This is a genomic window from Paenibacillus arenilitoris, from assembly GCF_014705655.1.
Classification (GTDB): Bacteria; Bacillota; Bacilli; order Paenibacillales; family Paenibacillaceae; genus Pristimantibacillus; species Pristimantibacillus arenilitoris.
In genome coordinates, this window is sequence record NZ_JACXIY010000012.1 from 132629 (window position 1) to 156772 (window position 24144).

Sequence of the window (24144 nt, forward strand, 5' to 3'; positions counted from 1 at the left end):
CATACAGAAGAGGTGTCCTCTATATGATAGAGCAAACGTACAGGCTAATCAACTTCCAAATGAAATCAAAGCGTCTTTCAAAGAACTGAAAGTACTGCAGCACTTGAAAACAGCAGGCTTCAAGAAGAGATTCGGATATACCTGTTCATTCTTATTCCAGCTTGTCTTCGTCCTGCTGTTTCATCACAAGAATTGGTTTCGTTTGCTGGAAAGCGATAAGGGAGAAGCATTCCCTGGCAAAGACACCGTCTATCGTTTCCTTCATCATAGTGGCTACGCTTGGCGTAGGTTCTTGTCCTTGCTCAGTACCTCCGCTATTAGTAAGGTTCAGCCACTGACAGAAGAGAATCGCGTGTCCGTATTTGTGGTCGACGATTCCATGTTTGATCGGAACCGCAGCAAAATGGTCGAATTGCTTTCAAGGTTTAAGGACCACGCAACGGGTTGCTATTACAAGGGATTTCGGATGCTCACACTCGGTTCGGTCAGACGGTCATACGTTCATCCCTGTCGACTTCTCCTTGCTCGCTTCTCTGAAGTCGCAAGTGAACGGCATCATGGAAGGCATTGAAAAACGGACGTCTGGGTACAAGCGGCGGATGGAAGCTCTATTGGCTGCACCTGAGGTCATTCCCGCCATGGTCGATCGTGCGCTGGCTGCCGGTGTGCAGGCTTCTTACGTGCTTATGGACAGTTGGTTTTACACATGCTCCGCTGATTAGGGCGATGCTTGATCGCGGACTGGATGTCATCGGTATGGTTAAGGCAGATAAGAAACGCTATCTCGTGGGTGATCGTCGATTAACACTCCGGGAGCTTTACTACGAAGCTACACCCGTTCAAGGAAAGAGCAAGGGCATCCTGCGTTCCATCCGTACCAAGCTGTCCCCGGGAATTCCCGTTACCATCGTCTTTGTGCGTCATCGCTTTCAAGGCTTATTTGCCGATTTCAAGCTGCGAAAGTTGAGTTATGAACGAGCACCGGACATCTTGAGAATTTCAATGAGTATGGTAAAACTATCATCCGCATGACCACTCGCAATGCCACGCTTGAAGACATCTAGAACTGCGGCTGGCAGAGAAGCATCAACTCCAGCTTCTTTGGAGGTATGAACAACATGCTTGATGCTTGCTAATCCCATAGCAAGTTTTTCAACGTCACCATGATACATTCCTGAGTCGACACGGGGAGTGTAGAACTCAAGTAATTTAGGCATAGTGAATAGGATTTCCGAGACGTATGGCAGGAACTGTTTAGCAGTGATGCCATTCGCTCTCGCCACGGCAAGGGCGTGAAGGTAGCTAAGCATTACGGTCCAGAAGACATCTATCTGAATCTGGTAATACAACATGGCAAGTCCTGGGTCTTCGCCCTTATAATCAGTGCCTGTTAGCACCTCAAGTGTTTTCCTATGAGCTTCGAAGATGGCACTTGGACCACTATAAAGCGTAATAGACTCCTTATTGCCGATTTCTGAAGGTGAGGCCAGCACGCCACCGGTGAGATGCCAGGCTCTGCGTTCGTTTAACCACTTCGCTGCTTCGCGGACTTTCTCCGGGGAATCCGAACTCAGGTTGACAATAACTTTGCCGGATAGTTTCTCCGAGACCGATTCGAGGATAGCGTACATTGAATCATAGTCCGTTAGACTGAGGATGACCAATTCGTTGGAGGCAAGCGCCTCGTTGACAGTAGATGCCCTAATGGCCCCCTTTGACACAAACTCGTCTGCTTTGCTTGAAGTTCGGTTCCATACGGTAACCTCGTAACCGCGCTTCAAGAAAGCGCTAACCATCGCCCTACCCATGGGACCTAACCCGATGACCGTGACCGATGAGCGGCTCCCGCCTGCTATAGCATCATCAATCGACTCGTTGTCTATTTTCTCACTTTGGTTACTACTATTCATGGAGAAACTCCCTTCAGCTTGAAAATTCGGCATGGTGACAAATAGCAAATATTTATTCCAACCGTTCCGATTTCCTGAGTAGCTCGACCAGTGACGAAATGCTATGGTCCCGGTGACCTGTCGCTACCGCTCGTCTAAGGAGATCATGCATGGGAGCATGCCAAGTGACGTCAATGTTTGTCTCCTCGCCGATTTCAAGGTCGTATGCGATAGTCTCATGGAAGATGCCGACAGATGAGGCCGGCTTGGTGTAGTCGCCTGCATCGATCTCCTCCGCAAAAATAGGCAGGACCGATCCGATCATCTCTAGCCATTTAATGGAATAAGGTACCAGCGAGCTTGCCTGCAGACCGCGCGCCGTGACAAGAGCGGCACCCTGGAAGAAACCAATAAGGGCCGGCAGCAGCGTTCCTCCCACGGCGAATTCGTAAAGTTTAGCGAGGTCCGGTTCTCCGCCAAGGTAGTCGGTGTCGCCGCCTAGTACCGTCAGCGTCGCCACGTGCTCGTCGAAAGTAGCCTTGTCACCACTGTAGTACAGAAGGGTATCCGGTTTCCCTACGGCTGAAGGTACATTTTTGACAGCTCCGTCGAGGAACCTCGCACCGTGTCCAATTGCCCAAGCGGCCATTTTACGAGCACCTGAAGGTGTACCGGAATTCAAAGAGACTAGAGTTCGGCCAGCTAGTCCAACTCCAGCCGGTTCCATAGTTTGGATCGTGGCATCATAAGTAGTAAGGCAAGTAATAACTAATGGGCTTGCCGAGACTGCGTCCTCGATCGTATCCGCGTGTACCGCACCCATGGCAACGAGGGGAGTAGCTTTCACGGCACTGCGGTTCCAAACGGTTGTCTTATGTCCCGCTTTGACGAATGCTTCGGCCAGCGCCGAGCCCATATTGCCCAAGCCGATGATTGATACTGGTAAGCGATCCATGCCCATCATCTTATCACCGGTAACAGTAGAGTTTTGATCTTTCCTCTCCAAATGAAAAACCCCCTCAATAATTTAGTTAATTTAAACCGCAAAACGCTCTTCACTTCGTGTTCGAACCTCATTCTAGAGTATTACACTAGTGTTAGGGTCAAGAGCTGCCGCAGGAATAAAAAAACCATAGAGCAAATGACGATGCTCCATGGCCTGGGTGCGAATAAATATTATTTTTTTGACAACGTCAGAGAGATTTGACGTTTCAATATTTTCTTCAATTGTTGAAGCGCTGCGATCTGACGATCAACTTGGGTCAGCTTCTCTTCGTACATGGACAGCATCGCTTCGCAATACTCGTAATCGTCAGGATTTGCGATATTACCCGTGAACAGCACCCCAATTTCATCTGCCGTCAACCCTAGCTTTAAATATAACTGAATCGCCACGACTCGATCGACCGCAGACTCGGCGAAACTCCGATAATCGTTCTCCAGTCTATCTGCTTGCAACAGCCCTTTTTTTTCATAATGCCGGATGGAACGAATGCTGACATTAGTCAATTGGGATAACTCGCCTATTTTCACTTTTAAGTACCTCCTTACTAATGCACCAGTCGGCAAATTCAATCCACATATTTCTGTATGCTATTATGCCAATATGTCCTACAAGTCTTCTTATCTTCATTCGGAGCAGGAGGACTTCCATTTACGTTGATTGATATATTGTTCTCCCCACTCACCTAATTGGTCTAATATTGATTTCAGCGTCATTCCAAATTCACTCATTTCATAGACAACTTTTGGCGGAACTTGATTATAAACCGTTCTAACGATGATGCCGGCTTCCTCTAGCTCCCGAAGCTGCTGAGTTAACATTTTGTGTGTAATATCGGGAATTTTCTTTTTTAATTCACTCGTTCTCTTGGGTCCGGGTCCACAATTTAAGTGACATAAAATCAATAATTTCCATTTCCCCCCTATAACCTCCAGTGTCGCTTCGGCGGGGATGTTAAAAGTTCGCATACTCTGCAATTCCAAGGAATAACCCCCCTTTAATAGATTGTTTTGTATAGGTCCTTTTCGGTGCCTATATCACTTTTTGGTTCCTATTGTACAAAAAAGTACGTTCTTCCCTTTTTTCACAGCCTATCAGATAATCATATCGTACCTCGATGAGGTAATAAGTAGAAAATGGAAGGTGACGACTATGAAAATCTTGACCGTTGTTTCGCACCCAAGGGTGCAATCCTTAACCTTTTCTGTTGCAGACAGATTTACACAGGGACTCGTTGATGCGGGCCACGAAATGGAAGTGCTTGATCTGCATCGCAGTGGGTTTAATCCTGTACTGTGGGAGGCAGATGAACCCGATTCGTCGACTGATCGCAAGATCTATTCGCCTGAGGTTGAGACAGAAATCGAACGAATGAAGCAACACGATGCTCTCGCCTATATTTTTCCAATATGGTGGCACAGTTTTCCAGCGATATTAAAGGGATATATCGACCGTGTTTGGAACAATGGTTTTGCGTACGGCTCCAACAAACTGCATCATAAAAAAGTACTGTGGATCGGGCTAGCATCAGCTCCGAAAGAACACTATGAGAAATACCAGTACGATAAGATGATGACCCATCACCTGAACATCGGAATTGCCGATTACTGCGGAATTTCTAATAGCAAGGTTGAGATATTGTATGACACTTTGGATTCAAGACCGGAAACTTTCGAAAAACTCCTGACGCAAGCGTATCATCTCGGACTATACTATGACAACGATTTAAAGTCCGTTGCTCAATAATTCATTTTTCGTTAGGTCATTCTCCCCACGAGAATGACTTCGTTTTATTACTGTCGCAATATTATTGAAGTCCCGAGAAGTGAGGCGCCCGGCACAAAAACATCTCCCCTCGCCGTCTCAATAACCGGAAATCCGTTTGAGTTAACAAATAAAGACGATACCGCGCCGCACATGTATCTAGCTCTCCATCTCGATACACAGGATCGCTTCGACTAACTCGATTGCCCCATTCGGATGCTCTGTATGGATCTGTGTCTGCAAACCGTCCGATGGTGGATTTTCAGCGAATGCCAAACGTCCTTCGGGCTCTTGTTCGTCATCGATTTCTAACAAGCGTACAGAAACCATCCGAGTACCGGTCGACATTGCCGAACTTGCCAGTTATACTCGAATAATTTCAACATCTGTTTTGCCTCCCTAATCGATTCTGAATTTGAAATCATAAAAAAAGACCACGGGCAATCAGCCCATGGTCAGATGAGAGCAGTCAATTCCATAATCCTACATAATGACTTCCGGTGCGTCAACTAACTTGATTCTCCGGCGACACCGGGTGCAACTTCCGGAATATGGTCGATCTGGTCAGACTGCGTCTCTCCGATTGGCCGTACGTGCCGAAGCCGCGTAACGATAAGGACGATGATTGCGAGCATGATAGCGCCGCTAGCAGCCGCAACGGCATGCATTCCGCTGGTAAAGGATTGTTGCGCATCGGTGAGCAGCGCCGATCCGACTTGTTCGGAGAGGCCTTCCGCTATAGCCGTGGCACCTGCCAAGCCGTCCAGGGAAGCTCGTACCGCGGACGACGGCAAGTCGGCGGGAATCGCGTTCGCCATCTGGCTGCGGTAAACGGCCGTGCCGATGCTGCCCAAGACCGCGATGCCGAGCGCGAAGGCGAATTCGCCGCTTGTTTGCAGCATGGAGGCAGCCGAACCCGCCTTCTCCGGCGGGGCCGAGCCGATGACAAGGTCGCTGGACAGGCTTGGGAGCGGGGCTGAGCCTATACTGAAGCAGATATACCCGAGCACCAGAAACGCAAGACCCGATTCAACTCCTGCCTGGGTCAGCAGAAAACAGCCCGCGGTCGATACCAACAGCCCCGTTCCGATAAGACGGGCCGGCCGGATCCGGCGCGCGATAAGCGGCGAGAGAAGCATGCCGGCCATCGAAGCAATGACCCCGGGGAGCATGTACAACCCTGCCTGGAGCGGCGACATTCCTTGCACGAATTGGAGGTGCTGCGCGATGAAGAGCATGGTCGCTCCTGTCAGCGTAATACCGAACATGCCCCCCAGTGCGGCGCCGAATCCGGGACTCGCGAACAGGCGCAGGTCGAGCAGGGGAGTCGTCAGCCTGCGCTGTCGCGACACGAACGCCGCGCCGAGGACGACGCCCGCCAGTATAAGCAGCGCAGGAACCGTCTGCAGTCCGTGCTTGGTGATTTCTTTGAGGCCGTATATGACCGGTAGAATGGCGCCCAGCGATAACGAAACGCTGGCCAAATCCAGCCGGCCGGATTCGGGGTGCCGGTATTCAGGCAGCAGCATGGGACCGGTTATTAGCAGAAGCAGCATGACCGGCACGCCCAGAAGGAACACCGAGCCCCACCAGAAGTAATCCAATAGGATACCGCCAACTACGGGCCCGAGGGCCATGCCGCCCATCGAACATGTTAACCATATACCGATGGCGAGAGAGCGCTGCTTATGGTCATGGAACATGTTGCTTATCAAGGCTAGAGTAGATGGCGATACAGTCGCCCCGGCTATGCCGAGCAGCGCGCGGGCGGCAATGAGCATCTCGGCGCTTCTGGAGAATGCAGCCAAAATCGAGGCTATGACGAATGCAGCACCGCCGAGCAACAGAAGCTTGCGGCGGCCGATCCGATCGCCCAGCGTTCCCATGGTGATCAAAAACCCGGCGAGCATGAAGCCGTAAATGTCGATGATCCACAGCTGCTGGGCGCTATCGGCACCGAGGTCGGCGCCGATATGCGGCAGTGCGAGAATCATGACGGAGATATCGATCGAGACGAGAAGGGCGGGCAGGGCAAGTACCGCAAGCCCTAGCCATTCCCTTATGCCGGCCTTCGTCTTACTTGATCGTTCGTACATGGTTTATTTTATCCTCCCTTGGGAAAATGGTTAACCGTTAATCCTGCTAAGCTCCCGTTTCACGATCATCCCCTTCTTTCGCGCGAAGCATTACCGGTATCCCTATCGTAGAACATTACGTTACGTAAGTTTCAAGTGCAAAATAAAATCTGCTTTCATAAATAGCCTATCCGTGAACGCCGCCTTTCGGTACAATGGACAATGAAAACCACAACTCAAACCATTAGAACCGGGAGGAACATTCCAGATGAACGATCAATTCGAGCAGCTTTTTGATTCGGCTCAGGCACAACGGCTGCTGGAGCAGATGTACGGCAGCGAAGAACGGGAGCGGCAAATCGACAGGTACCGGAAGTGTATGGAAGGATACGGCGCGCAATACGGGAAGACGGAGTCGTTGAACTACTTCAGTGCGCCGGGTCGCACGGAGATAGGCGGCAATCATACGGACCATAACAATGGAAAGGTGCTGGCGGCCAGTATTCAGTTGGATACGATTGCGGCTGCGTCAGCTGTGGACAGCGGAGTCATTTCCGTCATTTCCGAAGGGTATCCGGGCGTGTCGGTCATTAATCTGGATGATCTGGAACCGCAGGCGGGCGAGGGCGGGACGGCTGCTTTGATCCGCGGTATCGCGCACGGTTTCCGGCAGCACGGGTACCGAATCGGCGGATTCAATGCTTACGTCAGCAGCAGCGTGCTTCCGGCGTCGGGACTCAGCTCCTCTGCATCCTTCGAAATTCTGATCTGCCAAATTTTAAGTACTTTTTATAACGACGGAGAACTGGATGCGGTCATGATGTCGCGAATCGGCAAGCATGCCGAAAATCTTTATTGGAACAAGCCGTCGGGGATGCTTGACCAGATGGCCTGCTCGCATGGCGGTATGATCACTATCGACTTTAAGGAGCCGGCAGAGCCGCGGATCGAGCGTATTCCAGGCACCTTTGAAGCAGCGGGTTACAGCCTTGTCATCGTCGGCACCGGCGGTAATCATGCCGACCTGACGGCGGATTATGCTTCGATCCCGAACGAGATGCGGGCGGTGGCGCAAGCTTTCGGTGCAGAGGTATGTCGCGATTTGACGGCGGAGATGATCTACGGCCGGCTCGCGGAACTCCGCGAAACCGCCGGAGATCGGGCGGTGCTGCGAGCGCTGCATTATCTGGATGAAAATGACCGCGTCGGGCGGCAGGTAGAGGCAATTAAGGCGGGCGAGTGGCACAACGTCCTGAAGGATATTACCGCTTCAGGCAATTCCTCGTGGAAATGGCTGCAGAACATCTATCAGGAATCGGTGTCCCGTGAACAGGGAATTGCGCTTACGCTCGCCATTACCGAACGGTTCATCGACCGGTTGGGCGACGGTGCCTGCAGAGTGCACGGCGGCGGCTTCGCCGGCGTCATCCTCGCCGTTCTGCCGCATGCGGCGGTACCGGAATACCGGGAACTGATCGGGCGTACGACCGGCACGGAACTGTTCACGATCCGCGTACGCGAAATCGGAGCGGTCTGCTTGAATACGCTCCTGTAGGTTCGGATGGCATAATCGGCCAATGCAGGCTTCCCTTACCCTAACAGGTTATTCGTCATTCACCTGTCTATCGTAAGGGAGCATGCAATGGCCGCGTTCGTATCATGATTATAGGAATACCTCGAATTGATTGACATAAACAGCGTTTCCGGTAACCTCTATCCGATTGCCGTTTTCGGTAACCGACACTCTGATCCTTCCATCCCGTCCGATTTCATTTCCTTGTTCGATTAGAAGATGTAATAAAGCGGACTGATTGTCGATGTATCTCGCGTAATAAGCCCCCATTACCCCCGAAGCCGTTCCGGTGACCGGATCCTCAATAGTGCCCGAGAACGGAGACGAAAAATGACGTGCGTGCATATGCGCGTTCGGATCGTAGGTTTCCAAACAAAACGGATGGACCGACGCCCTTGGCATTTCCTTCAACACATGCGGAAATCGTTTGTTATCGGGTAACATCCGCTTGAATGCGGCGAGGCTTTTGATTGGAATCAATAAAGTCCATGTACCTGTGCTGCCATACAATGTCGGCAGTCCCGTTTCGATATCGCTCTCTTCGATACCCAATGAGCGAGCAAGTTCTTGAAGTGATCCATTAAATTGTTGAAACCGGGGGACAGTCTGTCTCATAGTGATGTAAAGTCCGTCGTTTGAAGTGAATTCAATCGGCAAAACGCCTGCTTTTGTTTCAATTGTCAGTTTGGTTTTATCCCCGAGTAACCCCTTTGTTTTTAAAGCGTATAAAGTGGCCATGGTTGCGTGTCCGCAAAGATCGATTTCATGCCCTGGCGTAAAAAAACGGATTCTGAGATCGGCTTTATCGGATTTCAAAGGGAAAGCCGTTTCATTAAACCCGACTTTCTCCGCCACTTCCCGCATTTGCTCTTCGGAGAGGGTTTCGCCGTCAAAGACGATTCCTGCCGGATTTCCCATATTCGGAATAGGGCTGAATGCATCATAATGATAAACCTCTACTATTTTCACATGACCACCTCGCGATATCTCGTCATAACGTTATTTCTGCACAATCTGAATAAAGTTGCCGCATGTATCGTCGAAGACAGCTATGGTGAGTTCGCCCATTTTTGTCGGCTCTATCGTAAACTTCACGCCGTTTTCCGATAATCGTTCGTACTCTTGATGAATATCCGCAACGCCGAACATGGTGGCCGGGATGCCGTCGGCAAATATTTTCTTTTGATACTCTCTGGCGGCAGGATGATCGTTCGGTTCGAGCAACAGCTCGGTACCGTCCTGCTCATCGGGAGATACAAGCGCGATCCACCTGAATTTTCCGACGGGTACGTCATGCTTTTTTACAAAGCCCAGCGTTTCCGTATAGAACGGCAATGCCTTGTCTTGATCTTGAACGAATAGGCTGGTAACCATGATTTTCATTATGTTTTTGCCTCCTTTAATAGTTGCAATTGTAATAAAATTACTCTGTCCATCCTTTCAACAAATTTTTAAGCGGTTCGTTGTTGAAAATAATGACTCGATATTTTCCCCTTTTTTCCGATTTTACGAGCCCTGCGGCCTCCAATGCGGAGAGATGTTTGGCTATCGCCTGTCTCGAAATGGAAAGGTCGTACTTTATGATGAGACGTGCCGTAAGCTCATACAACGTCAGCTCGCTGCGTTCGGATAATTCGTCTAACATCAGCCGCCGAGTCGAGTCGCCAAGCGCATGGAATATAGCGTCTTTGTCCCCATTCATATACGGAGTATAAGCAACTCTTAAGTTGCTTGTCAAGTCGAGCAACTCTAAGGTTACTTGTATGATGGAAGCAGCTAGATAGGGTTTCTTGCGACGAAATCGCGCTTGTTACGGCGAATATGCGCAAAAACGCGCTTAAACGCGCGTCTCCTCCAATCTCCCTGCCGTTAACCGGCGAATCACCGATAAAGCCCGGCGGCCCAATGCTCGCCGGGTTATTTGCGCTGCCTCCATCCCCCTTCACATAAACTCAATATGACGATGACATTCGGATGACACTGCCTCTTTATAGTGAAAACGAACAAATACGAGCAACCAAGCAACAGAAACGAGCGTGAATGAACAAAGGCGAGCCGCACGGGGACGCCGGTTTTTTGCTCAAGTCGGAAAGGCTGTGACAGGCATGACAGTAAAGGGCATAGAAGGATTCATTATTGATTTGGACGGAACGGTATACAAGGGGAAGCAGCCGATTCCGGGTGCGGTCGAAGCGATCGCCGAGCTGAAGCGGCGCGGGATGAAGACCGTTTTTTTGAGCAACCGGGGAAATATTTCGCGCAAAATGTGCAAGGCCAAGCTGAGCGCCATGGGACTGGACGTGCCGGAGGAGGAGATTTTGCTCAGCTCGACCGTTACCGCGAATTTTTTGAGCGCTTATTATAGTAGCTCGCCGGTCTGGACGCTCGGCGATGCAGGGCTGAGGGAGGAGCTGGCTGCGGCGGGCCTCGCAATGGCGGACAAGCCGGAGTCCGCGGAGTGGCTCGTCATTACGCTGCACGAGACGCTCACCTACAAGGAGCTGAACGACGCGTTCCGCGCCGTGAGAAGCGGCGCCCGGATCATCGCCACGAACGCGGACAAGACGTTCCCCGGCGACGAGGGCGACTCGATCGACGTGGCGGGCATGATCGGCGCGATCGTGTCTTCGACGGGCAAGGAGGTCGAGCTGGTCATCGGCAAGCCGTCTTCCATCATGGCCGAGGCCGCGCTGCGCGCTATAGGGCTGCCGCCCGCAAGCTGTCTCGTCGTCGGCGACAGTCTGGCGTCGGATATCCAGCTCGGCAAGAAGGCGGGCATGCGGACGGCGCTCGTGTTGACGGGCTCCGCGAAGCGGGAGGATGCGGAGGCGAGCGAGTGGCAGCCGGACTGGATTTGGGACTCGCTGGCCGATGCCGCGCGGGCGGCCGCGTTCTCGGCGGAAACGGAGGCGGCGAAATGACGACGGTGATTGAGCGCATCAAGCAAGCCGCCGGAGAGCTGGACGAGCAGGCGCTTGCGCGCATGGCGGTGAATCGCATCGAAATTCGGGCCGGCGCGCTGGGAGAAATCCCGGGCTACCTCGAGACGAAGGGATTTCGCGGCGTCGTGCTTGCGGCGGATGCCCATACGTACGAAGCGGCCGGCAAGACGCTGCAAGCCTCTCTCGAGCGGAGCGGCATCGCCGCCGCGCTATCGAAGATCAAGCCGAATGCCGCGGGCGACGTGATCGCCGACGAAGCGTCGATCATCCAGCTTATTCTGGAAATTCAGCGAAGCTCCGCGCAAGCCGTGCTCGCGGTCGGCGGAGGAACGATCCATGACCTTGCGCGGTATGCCGCGTATACGAAGGGCATTCCGTTCCTCTCGGTTCCGACTTCGGCCTCGGTCGACGGCTTTAATTCGAAGGGCGCGCCGATTATCGTCCGCGGGGAGAAGAAGACGATTCTCGCGATCGGGCCGGACGCGATCTTCGCGGACCTCGACGTGCTGGTCAAAGCGCCCCCCGCGCTGGCGGCCGCCGGATTCGGCGACATGCTCGGCAAATATACGTCGCTGTTCGACTGGCGATTCGGCGCCTTGACGGCCGGCGAGCCTTACTTGAAGGCCGCCGAGGACGTGACGAGAGCGGCGCTGCTGCAGTGCGTGAAGCAGGCCGGACTTATTGCGCGAAAGCAGGAGGAAGGCATTCATACGCTGATCCGCTCGCTCATCGAATCGGGCCTCGCGATGCTGCTGTTCGGCCAGTCCCATCCGGCGTCCGGCGCGGAGCATCATTTGTCGCATTACTGGGAAATGGAATATATCCGCCTCGGCCGCAGGCAGCTGCTCCACGGCGCGAAGGTCGGCGCGGCGTGCGCCGAGATCAGCAAGCTGTACCACCGGCTCGCGGAGGAAGACTTCGGCCGGCAGAGCGGCGCGAAGCCGACAGTCGCAGCCCATTGGGACGTGATCAAGCAGGCCATTAGGCAAATTCCTCGGGACGGCGAGCTGCGGGAGCTGCTTCGGACGGTCAGCGGCCCCGTATCGACCGAGGAGCTCAGCGTCCATCCGGAGCTGCTCGCGCGCAGCTTGCGGGAGGCGCATCTCATCAGGCCGGAGAGGTACACGCTGTTACATGCGCGGAACGTGGCGGTCGCGGACGCGTGAGGCGGTTACATTTTCTAAAAAAACGACAAGCAGAATCTGTTCGATTTTGCGTGAATGGAGAAGATGCCTTTGCTACCAGCCGAACGAAAACGCCGGATTCTGGATTACGTCAGGCGGCATAATACGGCGTCGATCAGCACGCTGGCCAAGGAATTTCGCGTGCATGAAGCGACGATCCGCCGGGATCTGTCCGAGATCGAGCAGGAAGGCAGCCTGAAGCGGACGCACGGAGGCGTCGTCATCGAAGCATGGACCAACGACGAGCCTTCCTTTAACGAGCGGTCGAACCAGAACCTGGACCAGAAGATGCGAATCGGCAGGAAGGCCGCCAGCCTGGTGGAGGACGGGGACCATATCATTATCGACTCCGGGACGACGACGCTTCATATCGCGAGAAATCTCGTCCACCGCTCCAACATTACGGTCGTGACGAACGATATCAACGTGGCGGCGGAGCTGCGCGACGCGCCGAAGGTGAAGGTCATCCTGACGGGCGGGGAGCTGTATCCGTCGAGCTACATGCTGAACGGCATGCTGACGGATCACGCGCTGAAGTCGCTCCACGTCATCAAGGCGTTCATCGGTACGCCGGCGCTGCATCCCCAGCACGGGCTGATGCATCCGGAAGCGCAGCTCGTGCCGGCCAAGCAGGGAATGATCCGGGCGGCGCGGGAAATCATCGTCGTCACGGACGACCGGAAGATCGGCAAGCTGTCGCTGCATACGGTGGCGCCGAACAGCGAGATCCATACGCTCATTACGGGCGAGGAAGCGGCCGAGGAGGATTTGAAGCCTTTCCGGGACGGCGGCATAACGGTATATACGGTATAACGAATTGCGAAGAAGGGGAGGAGCCAATGGCATCCATTGCATTCAAGCGCGTGTCGAAGGCTTTCGATAAGCACGAGGTCATTAAGGATTTGGACTTAACAATCGAGGACGGCAAGTTTACCGTTCTGGTCGGCCCGTCCGGCTGCGGCAAAACGACACTGCTCCGCATGATCGCGGGGCTGGATCCCCAGACGTCGGGCTCGGTGCTCATCGGCGGCAAGGACGTGTCGCGGATCGCGCCGGGCAAGCGGGGCGTGGCCATGGTATTTCAAAACTACGCCATCTATCCGACGATGTCGGTCAGGGAGAACATCGAGTTCGGCCTCGTCAACAACAAGGTGCGCAAAGCCGAGCGGGAAGAGCTCGTGGAGGGCATCAGCAAGGCGGTCGGCCTCTACGAATATTTGGAGCGCAAGCCGTCGACGCTGTCCGGCGGGCAGCGGCAGCGCGTCGCGCTGGCCCGGGCGATGGTGAAGAAGCCGTCCGTCTTCCTGATGGACGAGCCGCTATCCAATCTGGACGCCAAGCTGCGGGTGCAAATGCGCATCGAGCTGATCGAGCTGCACAAGAAGCTCGGCGCCACGTTCGTCTACGTCACGCACGACCAGGTGGAGGCGATGTCGATGGCCGATACGATCGTGCTCATGAACAAGGGCGTCATCCAGCAGGAGGCTCCTCCGGATGAGATGTACCGCCGGCCGAGCAACCGGTTCACGGCGCAATTCATCGGCACGCCGCCGATGAACGTCGGCGAGCTCGGCGAGAGCGGGAGCCTGTTCGGCTTCCGCCCGGAGAGCGCCGTATTGTCCGAAGCGCAAGGAGACGAGCCCTTCTCCGTCCGCGGCGTGATCGCCACGCGCGAGATGCTCGGCTCCGAGACGATCTACCAGGTAAGGAGCGGCAGCGGCAATTACATGGTCAAGTGCAGCGAGGACCTGTTCGCCGCGGGCCAAGAGGTGTACGTCGGCGTGCCTGCGGCGAAGCTGCACTTCTTCGGGGAGGACGAGAGGAGAATCGACGAGAAGGAGAGCTCCTACGGGAAGTGCATGGAGGCGCTGCGGGGAAGAAGCCATGGATAAGCAAAGACTGGGCGAGACGCTGCGGCCCTATCTGATGATCGCGCCAGCAATGGCCGGCATCTTTCTGTTCGTCCTTTATCCGGTCGTATTTCTGGGCTATTTGAGCTTATACGATTACAACCTGATGAACAAGGCGAAGAGCAAATTCATCGGCTTCGACAATTTCGCGGAAATTTTCTCGCGCGAAGATTTCTACAAGTCGCTGTCGAACACGGTCTTCTATACGGCCGGCGTCGTCATCCTGACGCTGCTGCTCTCGCTGCTTCTCGCCGTATGGCTGGGCAAAAAAAGCAAGTTCAACGTGTTCGTGCAAGCCGGCATTTTCACGCCTCATGTCGTGTCGATCGTCTCGATCGCGCTCGTATGGCTGTGGATGATGGAGCCAAACCTGGGCTTCCTCAACTACGTGCTGAAGGCGTTCGGCCTGCCGACGTCCGAATGGCTGCAAAGCTCGAAGTCGGCACTCATGTCGGTCATTCTCGTATCGGTCTGGCAAGGGATCGGCTATTACGTGCTCATCCTCGTGGCGGCGCTGCAGAGCATATCGCCGAGCATCTACGAGGCGGCGGCGCTGGACAACGCGAGCAAGCTGCGGACGTTCTGGAAAATTACGCTGCCGATGATCTCGCCCCAGCTTTTCTTCATCCTCGTCATCATGACGATCGGCTCGTTCAAGGTGTTCGATACGGTGAAGGTCATGACGGGAGGCGGTCCGAACAACGCGACCAACACGCTGGTTTACTACATTTACGAGAACAGGACGACGAATATCGGCTATGCGTCGGCGACGGGTGTCGTGCTGATGGCGATCATCGCGCTGCTCACCTTCGTCTACTTCCGGCTGCTGTCGAGAAAGGTTCACTATCAATAAGGAGGCCAATATGACCAAAGCATGGCGTTATACGGGGTTGACATTGGGCTATCTATTGAAGACGGCCATTCTCATCGTATTCGTATTTCCTTTCCTGTGGATGCTCTCGACCTCGCTTCAGACGTACCGCGAGACGCTGTCCTATCCGCCGACGCTCGTGCCGGCGATGCCGCAGTGGATCAACTTCGCCGAAGCGATGAGCGCGGGACCGTTCCTGACTTACTTTAAAAACTCGGCGATCGTGACGCTCTCGATCATCGCGATCCAGCTGCTTGTCATGATTCCCGCGGCGTACGCCTTCGCCAAATACAAGTTTCCGGGGAAAAACATCCTGTTCTCCCTCGTGCTGCTGGCGTTCATGATTCCGGGCCAGGTGACGTTCATTCCCGTCTACCTGATGATGGCCGATTGGGGCATCGCGAAGACGCTGCTGCCGCAAATTATTCCGTTCATGTCGAACGCCTTCGGCATCTTCCTCCTTCGCCAATATTTTATGCAAATACCGGAGGAGATCGTGGAGGCGGCCCGGCTCGACAACGCCGGCGAGTTCAAAATCATGCGGAAGATCATGGTGCCGATGTCGATGCCGGCGCTCGCGACGATTGCGCTGTTCAGCTTCGTAAGCCACTGGAACGACTACTTCTGGCCGCTCATCATGACGGATGCCGAGGCGATCCGGCCGCTGACGCTCGGCATCGCGATGCTGCGGGAGACGGAGGGGATCAGCAATTGGCACATTATTATGGCGGGCAACGTGGTGCTGGTCATTCCGATATTGCTCGTGTACCTGTTCTGCTCCAAGCAGATCGTGAAGGCGTTCGTCTATTCGGGCATTAAATGAATGAGTTAACGGCCTGCGCCGTCCACGGGCGGCATAAGCCGGTTTCAAATAAACCAAACGATTAAACGGAGGGTTATGGAGATGAAGAAGAAGCTTTCGATGTTGGTGACGATGACGGTAATGACCGGGCTGCTCGCGGCCTGCGGCAGCTCGAACGGAGGTAATGCCGGCGCGGAGAACGCGGGGAATGCGAATGCGCCGTCGAACGCGCCGGCGGCGCCGGCCGAGAAGGTCACGCTGCAATTTTGGCACTCGATGGGAGGAGACAACGGCAAGCGGATCGACGCGATGATTCAGCGCTTCAACGAGTCGCATGACAATATCGAGGTCGTCGGCACGTTCCAGGGCGGCTACGACGAGACGGTCACGAAGCTGCAGCAGGCCGTCGCCTCCGGCTCCGCGCCGGACGTCAGCATGCTCGAGCGCGCCTACGTCGAGATGTTCGCGGATTCCGAGGTGCTGGAGGATTTGACCCCGTATTTGGAGAAATCGGGCATTAGCGCGGACGAATTCACGCCGGGCCTGATGGGCCATTCGTATTTCAACGACCAGCTGGTTTCGCTGCCGCTGAACCGTTCCACGCCAATCCTGCACGTGAACAAAACGCTGCTCGACGAGAAAGGGCTTGCCGTTCCGACGACTTGGGAAGAGCTTGAGGCAGCCGCGAATGCGCTCGTCGTCAAGGAGAACGGCGAATATACGCGCTACGGCTTCTCGATGCCGTACGACACCTGGTATCCGATCGCGATGATCAGCCAGGCGGAAGGCACGTTCTTCAACGAAGACAAGACGTCGATCGGCTTCTACGACAACGGGGTCGGCATGAAAGTGTTCAGCCAGTTGAAAAAGCTGCAAGGTACAGGCGCGCTCTACTACCCGCCGTCCACGGACTCCGGCAATATCGTCAACGGCATGTTCAAGGAAGGCAAGGTCGCGATGGTGTACCAATCGACCGGCTCGATCGGCGGCTTGGCGTCGGCGGTGGACTTCGACTATGTAACGGCGTTCCTGCCGAAGGATAAAGTATTCGCGAATCCGACGGGCGGCGCGAACGTGTCCATGCTCGCGGCGTCCGAGAACAAGGAAGGGGCATGGGAATTCATCCGCTGGATGGAGACGGACCCGCAGGGCGCGCTGCCGTTCATCTTGGAGTCCGGCTACCTGCCGTTCACGAAATCGATGGTCGAGTCGCAGGAGATGAAGGACCTGTGGGCGAAGGAGCCGAACCGCAAAGTCGCGTACGACCAGCTGCAATATGCCGTCGATACGAATAACGACGTGGCGTGGCCGGAAGTCATGCACGAATTTTTCTCCGCGATCGAAGCGATCATGTACGACAGCAAGGATATTCAGGCGACGCTGGACACGTTCAAGAAGGAAGCGGATCGTATTTTGGCAGACTAAGGCAAGGAGGAGATTGGGGACATGATTGAACGGCTGCAGGACAATCCGTCCATTATCGTGGCGGGACATCGGGGCTATAAGTCCGATTATCCGGAGAATACGCTGCTTTCCTTCCGGCAAGCGCTCGAGGCCGGGGCGGACATGATCGAATTCGATCTGCGCCTGTCGAAGGACGGGGTGTTGATGGTCATCCACGACGAGACGGTGGACCGCACGACGAACGGCTTCGGCAAGGTCGGCGACCTGACGCTGGAAGAGCTGAAGCGGCTGGACGCGGGAGGCTGGTTCGGCCCCGTATTCGAAGGGCTGAAAATTCCGACCTTCGCCGAGCTGTGCGCGCTGCTGGAGGCTTACCCGGATGTGCTGCTGAACGTGGAATTGAAGAGAAGCGCCGATGCGAAGGACGCCGTCGACAAAGCCGTTTCTATGCTTGCGGAGCGCGGCTTCCTGTCCCGCAGCGTGTTCACCTGCTTCGACGCGGCCATCATCGCTCATCTGCACGATGCGCACGGCGTCAAGACGCAAGGCTTCAAGGAAGAGGTCATGTCGAACTTCGCGAGCGGCGAAGGGGGCACCTATTCGAAAATGTGGGCGATCGGCATCGAGATGTCGCTGCTGACGCCGCAAGTCGTGAAGCGGTACCGGGACATGGGGCTGCAGGTATGGTCCTACTGCCCCGACGACCGGCAGCAGGTTCTGTATTCGCTCGGCTGCGGGGCGACGCTGATGACCTGCAACGATATTGCGCCCGCGCTGGAAGTCCGGCGGCAATTGCAATCATCCGAATAAGTCGGGCGGGCATCGCAAGCGAGGCTTCGGCATAAGGAGGCTTGCTCTTGCGGCGACGGGCGGCAATACAAAGGCCTTAGTGCGTTCCTCAGGGAACGCCTAAGGCCTTCTTGGCGTTCTTCGCGCAGTCGAGTTGCGAACGGTTGGTGACGCTTGCTTGAGTCGCACTCATCATATCAGACCCCTAGCTTACGGTGGAAATAATACAATGAGCAATTTAATACATCTCCCGAAGACATTTCACACAAGTGTGACGGCTTGGTGGGCAGGATAGTAAGAGTTGATCAACATTTATACTTTTAGATATAATTGAACTGAAATGGGCATGGATGATTTTTAAATAATCTCATGCCCTTTGATTTTTAAGTGCCAGAGGAGAAATGGCTAATGAACAAAAAATTAAGTTCTGATGATTTTGATGCCTCGAATATTCTGGATATTGAAGAAATACTACGGCTATTACATCAATCAAACGACTCAGATGTGAAAATGTATTTTCACGGGGCCATGGTCGATTATGGATTCGGTTTTAAAGTTGCTGCACAGCAGGAAGACATAACCTTCTTAGAGAAGGCAATAGGTTATGCAATTCCGGAAGATTACAAGAAGTTTTTAACATTTACAAATGGATTAAGCTTTAATCACTATGATGCGAATATTTATAGTATTGAAGAGGTACTTTCATTTAAAAACACATTTGACTACCCAAACTATATGTTGGTAGTTGCGACAAGTATGAGTTCCCAAATACAAATAGCATTAAATCTTCAACGAGACTTTGATTCTGTATATGTTATTGATCCGATAGCAGATGATCATTTTTACAGTATCGGGAGCAACTTCACTGAATTTTTCAATAGATTCATTGTGAGTTATGGCTCGGATTATTGGAATTGGGGATATAAAAACACCTTGAAAATTCCAAAGTCTGTTGACTCGTCTGGATAAACTAATTCGGTGTTACATCATGCAGTTTCAGCCCGTTTGCGGTTGTTCGCCTTGGGGTCAGCCCTCCTCAGCCTCGATTATGGCGAATCGTCCAACCTCATTTGCCCTTACTTGCCGCTTGATGCTTATCCGATCCCGGCGCTCTCAGCTACGTTGTACTTTGTACAATAGGACAACACTATAACGTGTGGGCAGCCGTCTACGTTGCACTTCGTGCAGCAAAATGAGCTTATAAGGCTCAATCAGACACCTATTCCCGCATTACTGTTGCACAAATACACCGAAGCCGCTCAACCGCGCCTCCATGTCAGGTTTCTGCTGTATAAAGTGCAACACAGCTATCCGTGCAACGTAGCTTTATGTGCAACATAGCCCTTCTGCGCTACGCAGCATGCGGTGCCGCGGGGCAACGCAGGCTCGCTACCGACGCAAACGCGATCCGGAGGAGCCGCCCCCGCCCCTACGCCCCCGCCCGGTAGCGCCAAAAAAAGGGAATGCCGCTCTACGCGCGCATTCCCTTTCGCTTTATAGCAGCAGCCCCAGCCACTCTTCCTTCGTAATCGGACCGAAGTAATAGGGCAAATCGATGCTATCCGCGACCTTCCCGAGCGCGTCCGCCTCGTAACGGACGCCGATCAGGCGCTCCGCCGCCTCAGCGCTGTCGCCGCGGCCGAAGAAGTCGCCGAAGATCGCGGCGGAGACGATGACGCCTTCCTCGACCTGCAGCCTGACGTCGAACGTGCCGGCTGCCTCGGTCCTTTTCTTCTGCTGCATGTTAAAGGCCGGGGATCTCCCGTAGTTCCATTCCCAGCTGCGGTAGCGCTCGTCGGCCAGCTTGCGGACGGCTGCCCAGTCCCGCTCGTCAAGCTCGTAGAACGGGATATCGTCCGCTTCTTCGAATATCGATTGCAGCAGGCTTTGCCGGAACTGCTCGATCGTCATCGGCTCGGCGAGAAATTCGGCAATATTGGCGACGCGGCTGCGGATCGACTTCGTCGATTTGGACGCGTACTTCTCGGCGCTCGGCTTCAGCGCGGAGACGACGTTGTCGATCTCGGAGTCGAACAGGAGCGTGCCGTGGCTGAACATTTTGCCTTTCGCGGAAAACTGCGCGTTGCCCGATATTTTCCTCTCGCCGACCTGCAGGTCGTTGCGGCCGGTCATCTCCGCGTCTACGCCGAGCTTGCGCAGCGCCCGGACGACGGGCTCTGTGAATTTCTTGAAGTTGTGGAACGACCGGCCGTCGTCCTTCATAATGAAGCTGAAGTTCAGATTGCCGAGGTCATGGTAGACGGCGCCGCCGCCGGACAGCCTGCGGACGACGTGAATGCCGTTCTTCTCCACGTACTCCGCATTGATCTCTTCGACGGTGTTCTGGTTTTTGCCGATGATGATGGACGGCTCGTTAACGTAGAAGAGCAAGTAATCGTCCGAGTCCGGCAGCGAGCGCAAAATGTATTCCTCTAGCGCCAGGTTCAGCGCGGGATCGGTATTGTCGTTATTGCTGATGAAACGCATGCTCATTCCTCCTCCCGTATGAAGCGCGATGCTTATGGGCATTATACCCTTCCGGGGAGGCGGTTTTCAAACCGGCCGATCCTGCGGGTTAGGCGGATGCGGCGCCGGGCGACGGCTTGACCGCCATCGTGCTCGTCCCGTTAAAAATACCGCCCGCCTCGATCAGCAGGCTGCCGGCGGACAGGTTGCCGTTCAGCTCGCCGGTCGGATGGATAGTCAGCGTCCCTTCGACCGACACGTCCCCGGTCAGCTTGCCGGCCAGAATCAGATCGCGGGCCGACACGTTGGAGCGGGCGGAGCCGCGCTCGCCGATCGTGACGCTGCCCGCGCATTCGATGTCGCCGATGACGTGGCCTTCGATGCGGACGCTCGCCTCGGATTTGATTTTGCCTTCGAAGGTCGTGCCTTCGCCGACAAGCGTATCGGTCGCGTCGGGGTTTCGCTTCGCGCTGTTGTTTTTGAACATGTCAAGGTTCCTTTCTGTCTGCTGTAATGTAAGGCTCGGGATTGACGGTTTCCCCGTTTATGTACACCTCGTAGTGCAGGTGCGGTCCGGTGCTGCGGCCCGTGCTGCCCAGCTCGCCGATCGATTGGCCTTTGGCCACCTTATCGCCTACGCCGGCGACGCGCTTGCTTAAATGAAGATAGCGGGTGCTGATGCCCCGTCCGTGATCGATCATAATGTTGTGTCCGTGAACGCGGTCGTTCTCGGACAGAGTTACGACGCCGTCCGCCGCGGCATAGATCGGATCGCCCGTGCTTCCGCCGATGTCGATGCCGGAATGATACGTCGTCCGTCCGGTGAACGGATCCTTGCGCATGCCGAACAGGGACGTGACCTTGCGGGAGTCGGTCGGCCAGATCGTCGGCGTGATCCTTAACATTTCTTTATAGGCGATAACCGCTTCCTTCGTGTCTTCGAGCTGCGGGAGCATCGTTTCGAGCCTCTTCCCGATGTCGGCGAACCGTTCGGCGGTTTCTCCGGCGAGCGCGGCGGCCGAACCGCCTGGAAGCTCGAGCTCTTCGCCGCCTTGTCCGCCTTCCTCGGCCACGAGGCTCGACACGGAGACGGGCGCTTTGGCGTCGATGCCGGCCAGCTGCTTCAGCTGGGCTTCGAGCGCCTTCACCTCGGCCATCTTGCCCTCCATCGATCGGGCTTGCTCGGACAGACGGAGCAGATCGCTCCGCAGGCTGTCGATGCTGGCGTCCTTCTCGCTGAGCCGGAGCTCGTATCGGTCCGCCGAGGATGACAGCTCCCCTTTCAGGTCGCTTGCGGTTATCGATGCCCTCGAGAATAACGCGAATATAACGAGCGCGAACAGTCCGAGCAGCAGCGCGAGAGCGGGCGCAAGCACGAGCGCGAGTCCCGAAACGCGGTACTGCCGAACGGATTGGTTCGCTTCGGGGATGATGACGAACGTGAATCTTTTAGACAGCCAATTCATGACGTTCCTCCTATATTTTTAACGAAATGCAACAGGGTACTATTCGACATATCCTACAAAAGTCCTTTATTTATTCGAAAATTTTGGAAAGATTTCGTAATTTCTCGCTCCGTTTGTTAAAAGATGTCGAAGGAGCTGGGCGCTTACAAGCGCTAACGACGGCTATGCAACCGTCCGATTTCGCCTTATAATCGGATCATGCGCGAGCATATAAGCAGAGGTGGTCGAAACGATGGAGGCACGGTTTTGCATGTCCTGCGGACATGAATTGGAAACCCGCGACATAGACGGAACGATGAGAAGGGCGTGCGGGAGCTGCAGCTTCGTTCATTGGGGCAGCTACAGCATCGGCGTGGGAGCGCTGGTGAAGAAAGAGGATAAGCTGCTGCTTGTCCGAAGAGCCCAGGAGCCCGGCAAAGGGTATTGGACGAATCCGGGCGGCTATATCGAGCAGCTGGAGCCGATTCGGGAGACGATCGAGCGCGAGGTGCTCGAGGAGTGCGGCGTGCAGGCGACCGTCAAGAGCGTCGCGGCGCTGCGCGATCAGCCGAGAGGCATACATAACGTCTACATCGCTTTCGAAATGGAGTATGCGGGCGGCGAGCCGACCCCCGATCGGGTGGAAGTGGATGCAGCCGGGTTTTTCAGCCTGGAGGAGATGGAAGGCATGAACGTCGCGCCGTTCACGCGCTGGCTCGTCGACGTCGCTTTCCACGGGGAAGGGCGGGGCTTGAAGACGGACGAGGCTCCGGTCGTCCCGCTGCCCGGATACGGCTTGTTTCGGGTGTGAGCAAAGGTTTGGAGCGAAGTGTGGGAGGCGGCAGCAGGATAAGCGGCAAAAGGAGTTCCTGAGACAGGCTTCGATGGCTATTCGTTTCGGATATTGAAATTACTTACTTAAAAGCGTGGAAGCTTAGGGGATTAGTTGCATATATTGAAATCATTTCGTGAATAACCGGAGCACAATAGGCAAGTTTGGGGGATTTCGTGCAGAAATTGAAATTAAACGGTTGGAGAAGCCGTCCAAACGCCGTATAGTATCAATAATTGATCCTACACGGCTCTGATCGTAGACATGCGCATGGCTGCAGCGAATCCTCCGGGCTTGCAGCCCCGTTCGCCCGACTATTGAGCCTTCCTATGACGGAAGGCTCTTTTTGCTGCGCGCTTGACGCCGCCCGAGATTAATAGATTTCGACTGGATACGCGGACGGACCGGGATTATCGAACGACGGTAAATATTGTTGAAATAAGTCGTTTGTCATATTGAAATTTTATGGTAGAATGGTAATGGCTCCTAAGATCAGGACTTTATACCTGATACCAAAGCCGACTATATACGATAATGGCAAACCTGCCGAAAGGCAGGGACGCAAAGCTTCAGGCCTACGGAATCTATGATTCTATGGCGGCTGGGTCGCCGAAATGTAGCCTTTTCTTTTTTACCGGGAAACTGCTCTCATTTCGAGCAGTTTTTTTTATTGCATTTGACAAGGGGGATCCGTGATGAAAGCAAGCTACATTAACCCGTTTATTTCTTCGTCGGTCAACATTATCGAGACGTTCGTTCAGGCGAAGCCGACCGTCGGCGATTTGAAGCTGATCAACGTAGAGCTGCTCGACAACCACATTTGGCTTGAAATCGGCATAATGGGCGAGTTCAAAGGAAACGTGCTGTTCGGCATACCGGAGGAGGTCGCGCTGAAGATCGTGTCCGCCATGATGGGAGGCTACGCCGTCACGCAGCTCGACGAGATGTGCCAAAGCGCGATATCGGAGCTCGGCAACATGATCAGCGGCAACGCGACGACTCTACTGTACAACGACGGGATCCAGGTCGACATTACCCCCCCGAGCATCCTGAAGGACTACGCTTCCTCGGAGCAGCTTAAAGCGGTTACAGTCCCGCTGCACATTCCGGATATCGGGGAATTCCGCATTAACATGATCCTCCCGGGCTAACGGACCGGAAGCGTCTATACATAGCGATAAGCCTGTACGGCAAG

At 54.5% G+C, this 24144-nt stretch carries 24 protein-coding genes, 1 pseudogene and 1 riboswitch; of the genes and pseudogenes, 14 read left to right on the top strand and 11 right to left on the bottom strand.

Going from position 1 to position 24144, the window contains the following annotated elements; translation table 11 throughout:
• Window position 1: 1 nt before the first annotated feature.
• Window positions 2-927, top strand: a pseudogene (locus IDH41_RS09750) (IS4 family transposase); the annotation flags it as partial.
• 41 nt (window positions 928-968) lie between these two features.
• Here IDH41_RS09750 and IDH41_RS09755 read toward each other — a convergent pair.
• From IDH41_RS09755 to IDH41_RS09770, 4 genes are all read right to left on the bottom strand, one after another.
• Entirely contained in the window at window positions 969-1910 is a 942-nt protein-coding gene (locus IDH41_RS09755; protein ID WP_190860495.1) for an NAD(P)-dependent oxidoreductase, read from the bottom strand.
• Between the two features lie 52 nt (window positions 1911-1962).
• Complete coding sequence (locus IDH41_RS09760; protein WP_223829600.1) at window positions 1963-2895, bottom strand: NAD(P)-dependent oxidoreductase; 933 nt, start codon at window positions 2893-2895, stop codon at window positions 1963-1965.
• Between the two features lie 170 nt (window positions 2896-3065).
• Window positions 3066-3422 (bottom strand): MerR family DNA-binding transcriptional regulator, encoded by a 357-nt coding sequence (locus IDH41_RS09765; protein ID WP_190860497.1) that lies wholly within the window; start codon window positions 3420-3422, stop codon window positions 3066-3068.
• A gap of 96 nt (window positions 3423-3518) precedes the next feature.
• The gene (locus IDH41_RS09770) at window positions 3519-3860 is read right to left on the bottom strand and encodes a winged helix-turn-helix transcriptional regulator (RefSeq protein ID WP_190860620.1); all 342 of its coding nucleotides are present in this window, start codon (window positions 3858-3860) and stop codon (window positions 3519-3521) included.
• A 184-nt stretch (window positions 3861-4044) separates the two neighbouring features.
• On the opposite strand from IDH41_RS09770, the gene IDH41_RS09775 reads away from it, so the two are divergent.
• Complete coding sequence (locus tag IDH41_RS09775) at window positions 4045-4638, top strand: NAD(P)H oxidoreductase (protein ID WP_190860499.1); 594 nt, start codon at window positions 4045-4047, stop codon at window positions 4636-4638.
• A 527-nt stretch (window positions 4639-5165) separates the two neighbouring features.
• Here the strand turns inward: IDH41_RS09775 and IDH41_RS09780 are convergent.
• Window positions 5166-6752 carry an MFS transporter gene (locus IDH41_RS09780; RefSeq protein ID WP_190860500.1) on the bottom strand — a complete coding sequence of 529 codons (1587 nt, stop codon included), beginning with the start codon at window positions 6750-6752 and terminating at the stop codon, window positions 5166-5168.
• Between the two features lie 247 nt (window positions 6753-6999).
• On the opposite strand from IDH41_RS09780, the gene IDH41_RS09785 reads away from it, so the two are divergent.
• The gene (locus tag IDH41_RS09785; protein WP_190860502.1) at window positions 7000-8286 is read left to right on the top strand and encodes a galactokinase; all 1287 of its coding nucleotides are present in this window, start codon (window positions 7000-7002) and stop codon (window positions 8284-8286) included.
• A 108-nt stretch (window positions 8287-8394) separates the two neighbouring features.
• Here IDH41_RS09785 and IDH41_RS09790 read toward each other — a convergent pair whose 3' ends face one another.
• Genes IDH41_RS09790 through IDH41_RS09800 form a run of 3 tightly spaced genes read right to left on the bottom strand, consistent with a single transcriptional unit; the run spans window position 8395 to window position 10006 of the window.
• A complete protein-coding gene (locus IDH41_RS09790) occupies window positions 8395-9273 on the bottom strand; it encodes a PhzF family phenazine biosynthesis isomerase (RefSeq protein WP_190860504.1) in 879 nt (292 codons plus the stop codon).
• A 30-nt stretch (window positions 9274-9303) separates the two neighbouring features.
• Window positions 9304-9687, bottom strand: coding sequence for a VOC family protein (locus tag IDH41_RS09795; protein ID WP_190860506.1), 384 nt, complete (start codon window positions 9685-9687; stop codon window positions 9304-9306).
• A gap of 40 nt (window positions 9688-9727) precedes the next feature.
• On the bottom strand, window positions 9728-10006 hold the full coding sequence (locus IDH41_RS09800) for an ArsR/SmtB family transcription factor (RefSeq protein ID WP_190860622.1): 279 nt from the start codon (window positions 10004-10006) through the stop codon (window positions 9728-9730).
• Between the two features lie 403 nt (window positions 10007-10409).
• Between IDH41_RS09800 and IDH41_RS09805 the strand changes: the two genes are divergently transcribed.
• The 9 genes from IDH41_RS09805 (at window position 10410) to IDH41_RS09845 (ending at window position 19175) form a co-directional block, all read left to right on the top strand.
• Window positions 10410-11225 carry an HAD-IIA family hydrolase gene (locus IDH41_RS09805; RefSeq protein WP_190860508.1) on the top strand — a complete coding sequence of 272 codons (816 nt, stop codon included), beginning with the start codon at window positions 10410-10412 and terminating at the stop codon, window positions 11223-11225.
• Entirely contained in the window at window positions 11222-12412 is a 1191-nt protein-coding gene (locus IDH41_RS09810; RefSeq protein WP_190860510.1) for a sn-glycerol-1-phosphate dehydrogenase, read from the top strand. Before IDH41_RS09805 ends, IDH41_RS09810 begins: the two co-directional genes overlap by 4 nt.
• Before the next feature lie 69 nt (window positions 12413-12481).
• Window positions 12482-13243, top strand: coding sequence for a DeoR/GlpR family DNA-binding transcription regulator (locus IDH41_RS09815; RefSeq protein ID WP_190860512.1), 762 nt, complete (start codon window positions 12482-12484; stop codon window positions 13241-13243).
• Window positions 13244-13269: 26 nt separating this feature from the next.
• Window positions 13270-14322, top strand: coding sequence for an ABC transporter ATP-binding protein (locus IDH41_RS09820; RefSeq protein ID WP_190860514.1), 1053 nt, complete (start codon window positions 13270-13272; stop codon window positions 14320-14322).
• Window positions 14315-15193, top strand: coding sequence for a carbohydrate ABC transporter permease (locus tag IDH41_RS09825; protein ID WP_190860516.1), 879 nt, complete (start codon window positions 14315-14317; stop codon window positions 15191-15193). The genes IDH41_RS09820 and IDH41_RS09825 overlap by 8 nt, the downstream gene beginning before the upstream one ends.
• A gap of 10 nt (window positions 15194-15203) precedes the next feature.
• On the top strand, window positions 15204-16034 hold the full coding sequence (locus tag IDH41_RS09830) for a carbohydrate ABC transporter permease (RefSeq protein ID WP_190860518.1): 831 nt from the start codon (window positions 15204-15206) through the stop codon (window positions 16032-16034).
• A gap of 75 nt (window positions 16035-16109) precedes the next feature.
• The gene (locus IDH41_RS09835; protein ID WP_397327717.1) at window positions 16110-17438 is read left to right on the top strand and encodes an ABC transporter substrate-binding protein; all 1329 of its coding nucleotides are present in this window, start codon (window positions 16110-16112) and stop codon (window positions 17436-17438) included.
• Window positions 17439-17459: 21 nt separating this feature from the next.
• Window positions 17460-18227 carry a glycerophosphodiester phosphodiesterase family protein gene (locus tag IDH41_RS09840; protein ID WP_190860522.1) on the top strand — a complete coding sequence of 256 codons (768 nt, stop codon included), beginning with the start codon at window positions 17460-17462 and terminating at the stop codon, window positions 18225-18227.
• A 387-nt stretch (window positions 18228-18614) separates the two neighbouring features.
• Entirely contained in the window at window positions 18615-19175 is a 561-nt protein-coding gene (locus tag IDH41_RS09845; protein ID WP_190860523.1) for an SMI1/KNR4 family protein, read from the top strand.
• 525 nt (window positions 19176-19700) lie between these two features.
• Here the strand turns inward: IDH41_RS09845 and IDH41_RS09850 are convergent.
• The 3 genes from IDH41_RS09850 to IDH41_RS31925 form a co-directional block, all read right to left on the bottom strand.
• A complete protein-coding gene (locus IDH41_RS09850) occupies window positions 19701-20693 on the bottom strand; it encodes a lipoate--protein ligase (RefSeq protein ID WP_190860525.1) in 993 nt (330 codons plus the stop codon).
• 88 nt (window positions 20694-20781) lie between these two features.
• On the bottom strand, window positions 20782-21159 hold the full coding sequence (locus IDH41_RS09855; protein WP_190860527.1) for a bactofilin family protein: 378 nt from the start codon (window positions 21157-21159) through the stop codon (window positions 20782-20784).
• Between the two features lies 1 nt (window position 21160).
• Entirely contained in the window at window positions 21161-22138 is a 978-nt protein-coding gene (locus tag IDH41_RS31925) for a M23 family metallopeptidase (protein ID WP_190860529.1), read from the bottom strand.
• A gap of 232 nt (window positions 22139-22370) precedes the next feature.
• Between IDH41_RS31925 and IDH41_RS09865 the strand changes: the two genes are divergently transcribed.
• Both IDH41_RS09865 and IDH41_RS09870 read left to right on the top strand, forming a co-directional pair.
• Window positions 22371-22928 carry an NUDIX hydrolase gene (locus IDH41_RS09865; RefSeq protein WP_190860531.1) on the top strand — a complete coding sequence of 186 codons (558 nt, stop codon included), beginning with the start codon at window positions 22371-22373 and terminating at the stop codon, window positions 22926-22928.
• A 547-nt stretch (window positions 22929-23475) separates the two neighbouring features.
• Window positions 23476-23563: riboswitch (cyclic di-GMP riboswitch) on the top strand.
• 81 nt (window positions 23564-23644) lie between these two features.
• Window positions 23645-24100, top strand: a complete 456-nt coding sequence (locus IDH41_RS09870) for a chemotaxis protein CheX (protein ID WP_190860533.1) — start codon at window positions 23645-23647, stop codon at window positions 24098-24100.
• Window positions 24101-24144: the final 44 nt, after the last annotated feature.

Bases quoted from the DNA above. Each gene is read 5' to 3' on its own strand.
- IDH41_RS09870 (WP_190860533.1), top strand. From the start codon at position 23,645: ATGAAAGCAAGCTACATTAACCCGTTTATTTCTTCGTCGGTCAACATT.
- IDH41_RS09830 (WP_190860518.1), top strand. From the start codon at position 15,204: ATGACCAAAGCATGGCGTTATACGGGGTTGACATTGGGCTATCTATTG.
- IDH41_RS09820 (WP_190860514.1), top strand. From the start codon at position 13,270: ATGGCATCCATTGCATTCAAGCGCGTGTCGAAGGCTTTCGATAAGCAC.
- IDH41_RS09845 (WP_190860523.1), top strand. From the start codon at position 18,615: ATGAACAAAAAATTAAGTTCTGATGATTTTGATGCCTCGAATATTCTG.
- IDH41_RS09775 (WP_190860499.1), top strand. From the start codon at position 4,045: ATGAAAATCTTGACCGTTGTTTCGCACCCAAGGGTGCAATCCTTAACC.
- IDH41_RS09810 (WP_190860510.1), top strand. From the start codon at position 11,222: ATGACGACGGTGATTGAGCGCATCAAGCAAGCCGCCGGAGAGCTGGAC.
- IDH41_RS09800 (WP_190860622.1), bottom strand. From the start codon at position 10,006: ATGAATGGGGACAAAGACGCTATATTCCATGCGCTTGGCGACTCGACT.
- IDH41_RS09840 (WP_190860522.1), top strand. From the start codon at position 17,460: ATGATTGAACGGCTGCAGGACAATCCGTCCATTATCGTGGCGGGACAT.
- IDH41_RS09865 (WP_190860531.1), top strand. From the start codon at position 22,371: ATGGAGGCACGGTTTTGCATGTCCTGCGGACATGAATTGGAAACCCGC.
- IDH41_RS09755 (WP_190860495.1), bottom strand. From the start codon at position 1,910: ATGAATAGTAGTAACCAAAGTGAGAAAATAGACAACGAGTCGATTGAT.
- IDH41_RS09855 (WP_190860527.1), bottom strand. From the start codon at position 21,159: ATGTTCAAAAACAACAGCGCGAAGCGAAACCCCGACGCGACCGATACG.
- IDH41_RS09795 (WP_190860506.1), bottom strand. From the start codon at position 9,687: ATGAAAATCATGGTTACCAGCCTATTCGTTCAAGATCAAGACAAGGCA.
- IDH41_RS09805 (WP_190860508.1), top strand. From the start codon at position 10,410: ATGACAGTAAAGGGCATAGAAGGATTCATTATTGATTTGGACGGAACG.
- IDH41_RS09770 (WP_190860620.1), bottom strand. From the start codon at position 3,860: ATGCGAACTTTTAACATCCCCGCCGAAGCGACACTGGAGGTTATAGGG.
- IDH41_RS09850 (WP_190860525.1), bottom strand. From the start codon at position 20,693: ATGCGTTTCATCAGCAATAACGACAATACCGATCCCGCGCTGAACCTG.
- IDH41_RS09825 (WP_190860516.1), top strand. From the start codon at position 14,315: ATGGATAAGCAAAGACTGGGCGAGACGCTGCGGCCCTATCTGATGATC.
- IDH41_RS09785 (WP_190860502.1), top strand. From the start codon at position 7,000: ATGAACGATCAATTCGAGCAGCTTTTTGATTCGGCTCAGGCACAACGG.
- IDH41_RS09835 (WP_397327717.1), top strand. From the start codon at position 16,110: ATGGAGATGAAGAAGAAGCTTTCGATGTTGGTGACGATGACGGTAATG.
- IDH41_RS09780 (WP_190860500.1), bottom strand. From the start codon at position 6,752: ATGTACGAACGATCAAGTAAGACGAAGGCCGGCATAAGGGAATGGCTA.
- IDH41_RS31925 (WP_190860529.1), bottom strand. From the start codon at position 22,138: ATGAATTGGCTGTCTAAAAGATTCACGTTCGTCATCATCCCCGAAGCG.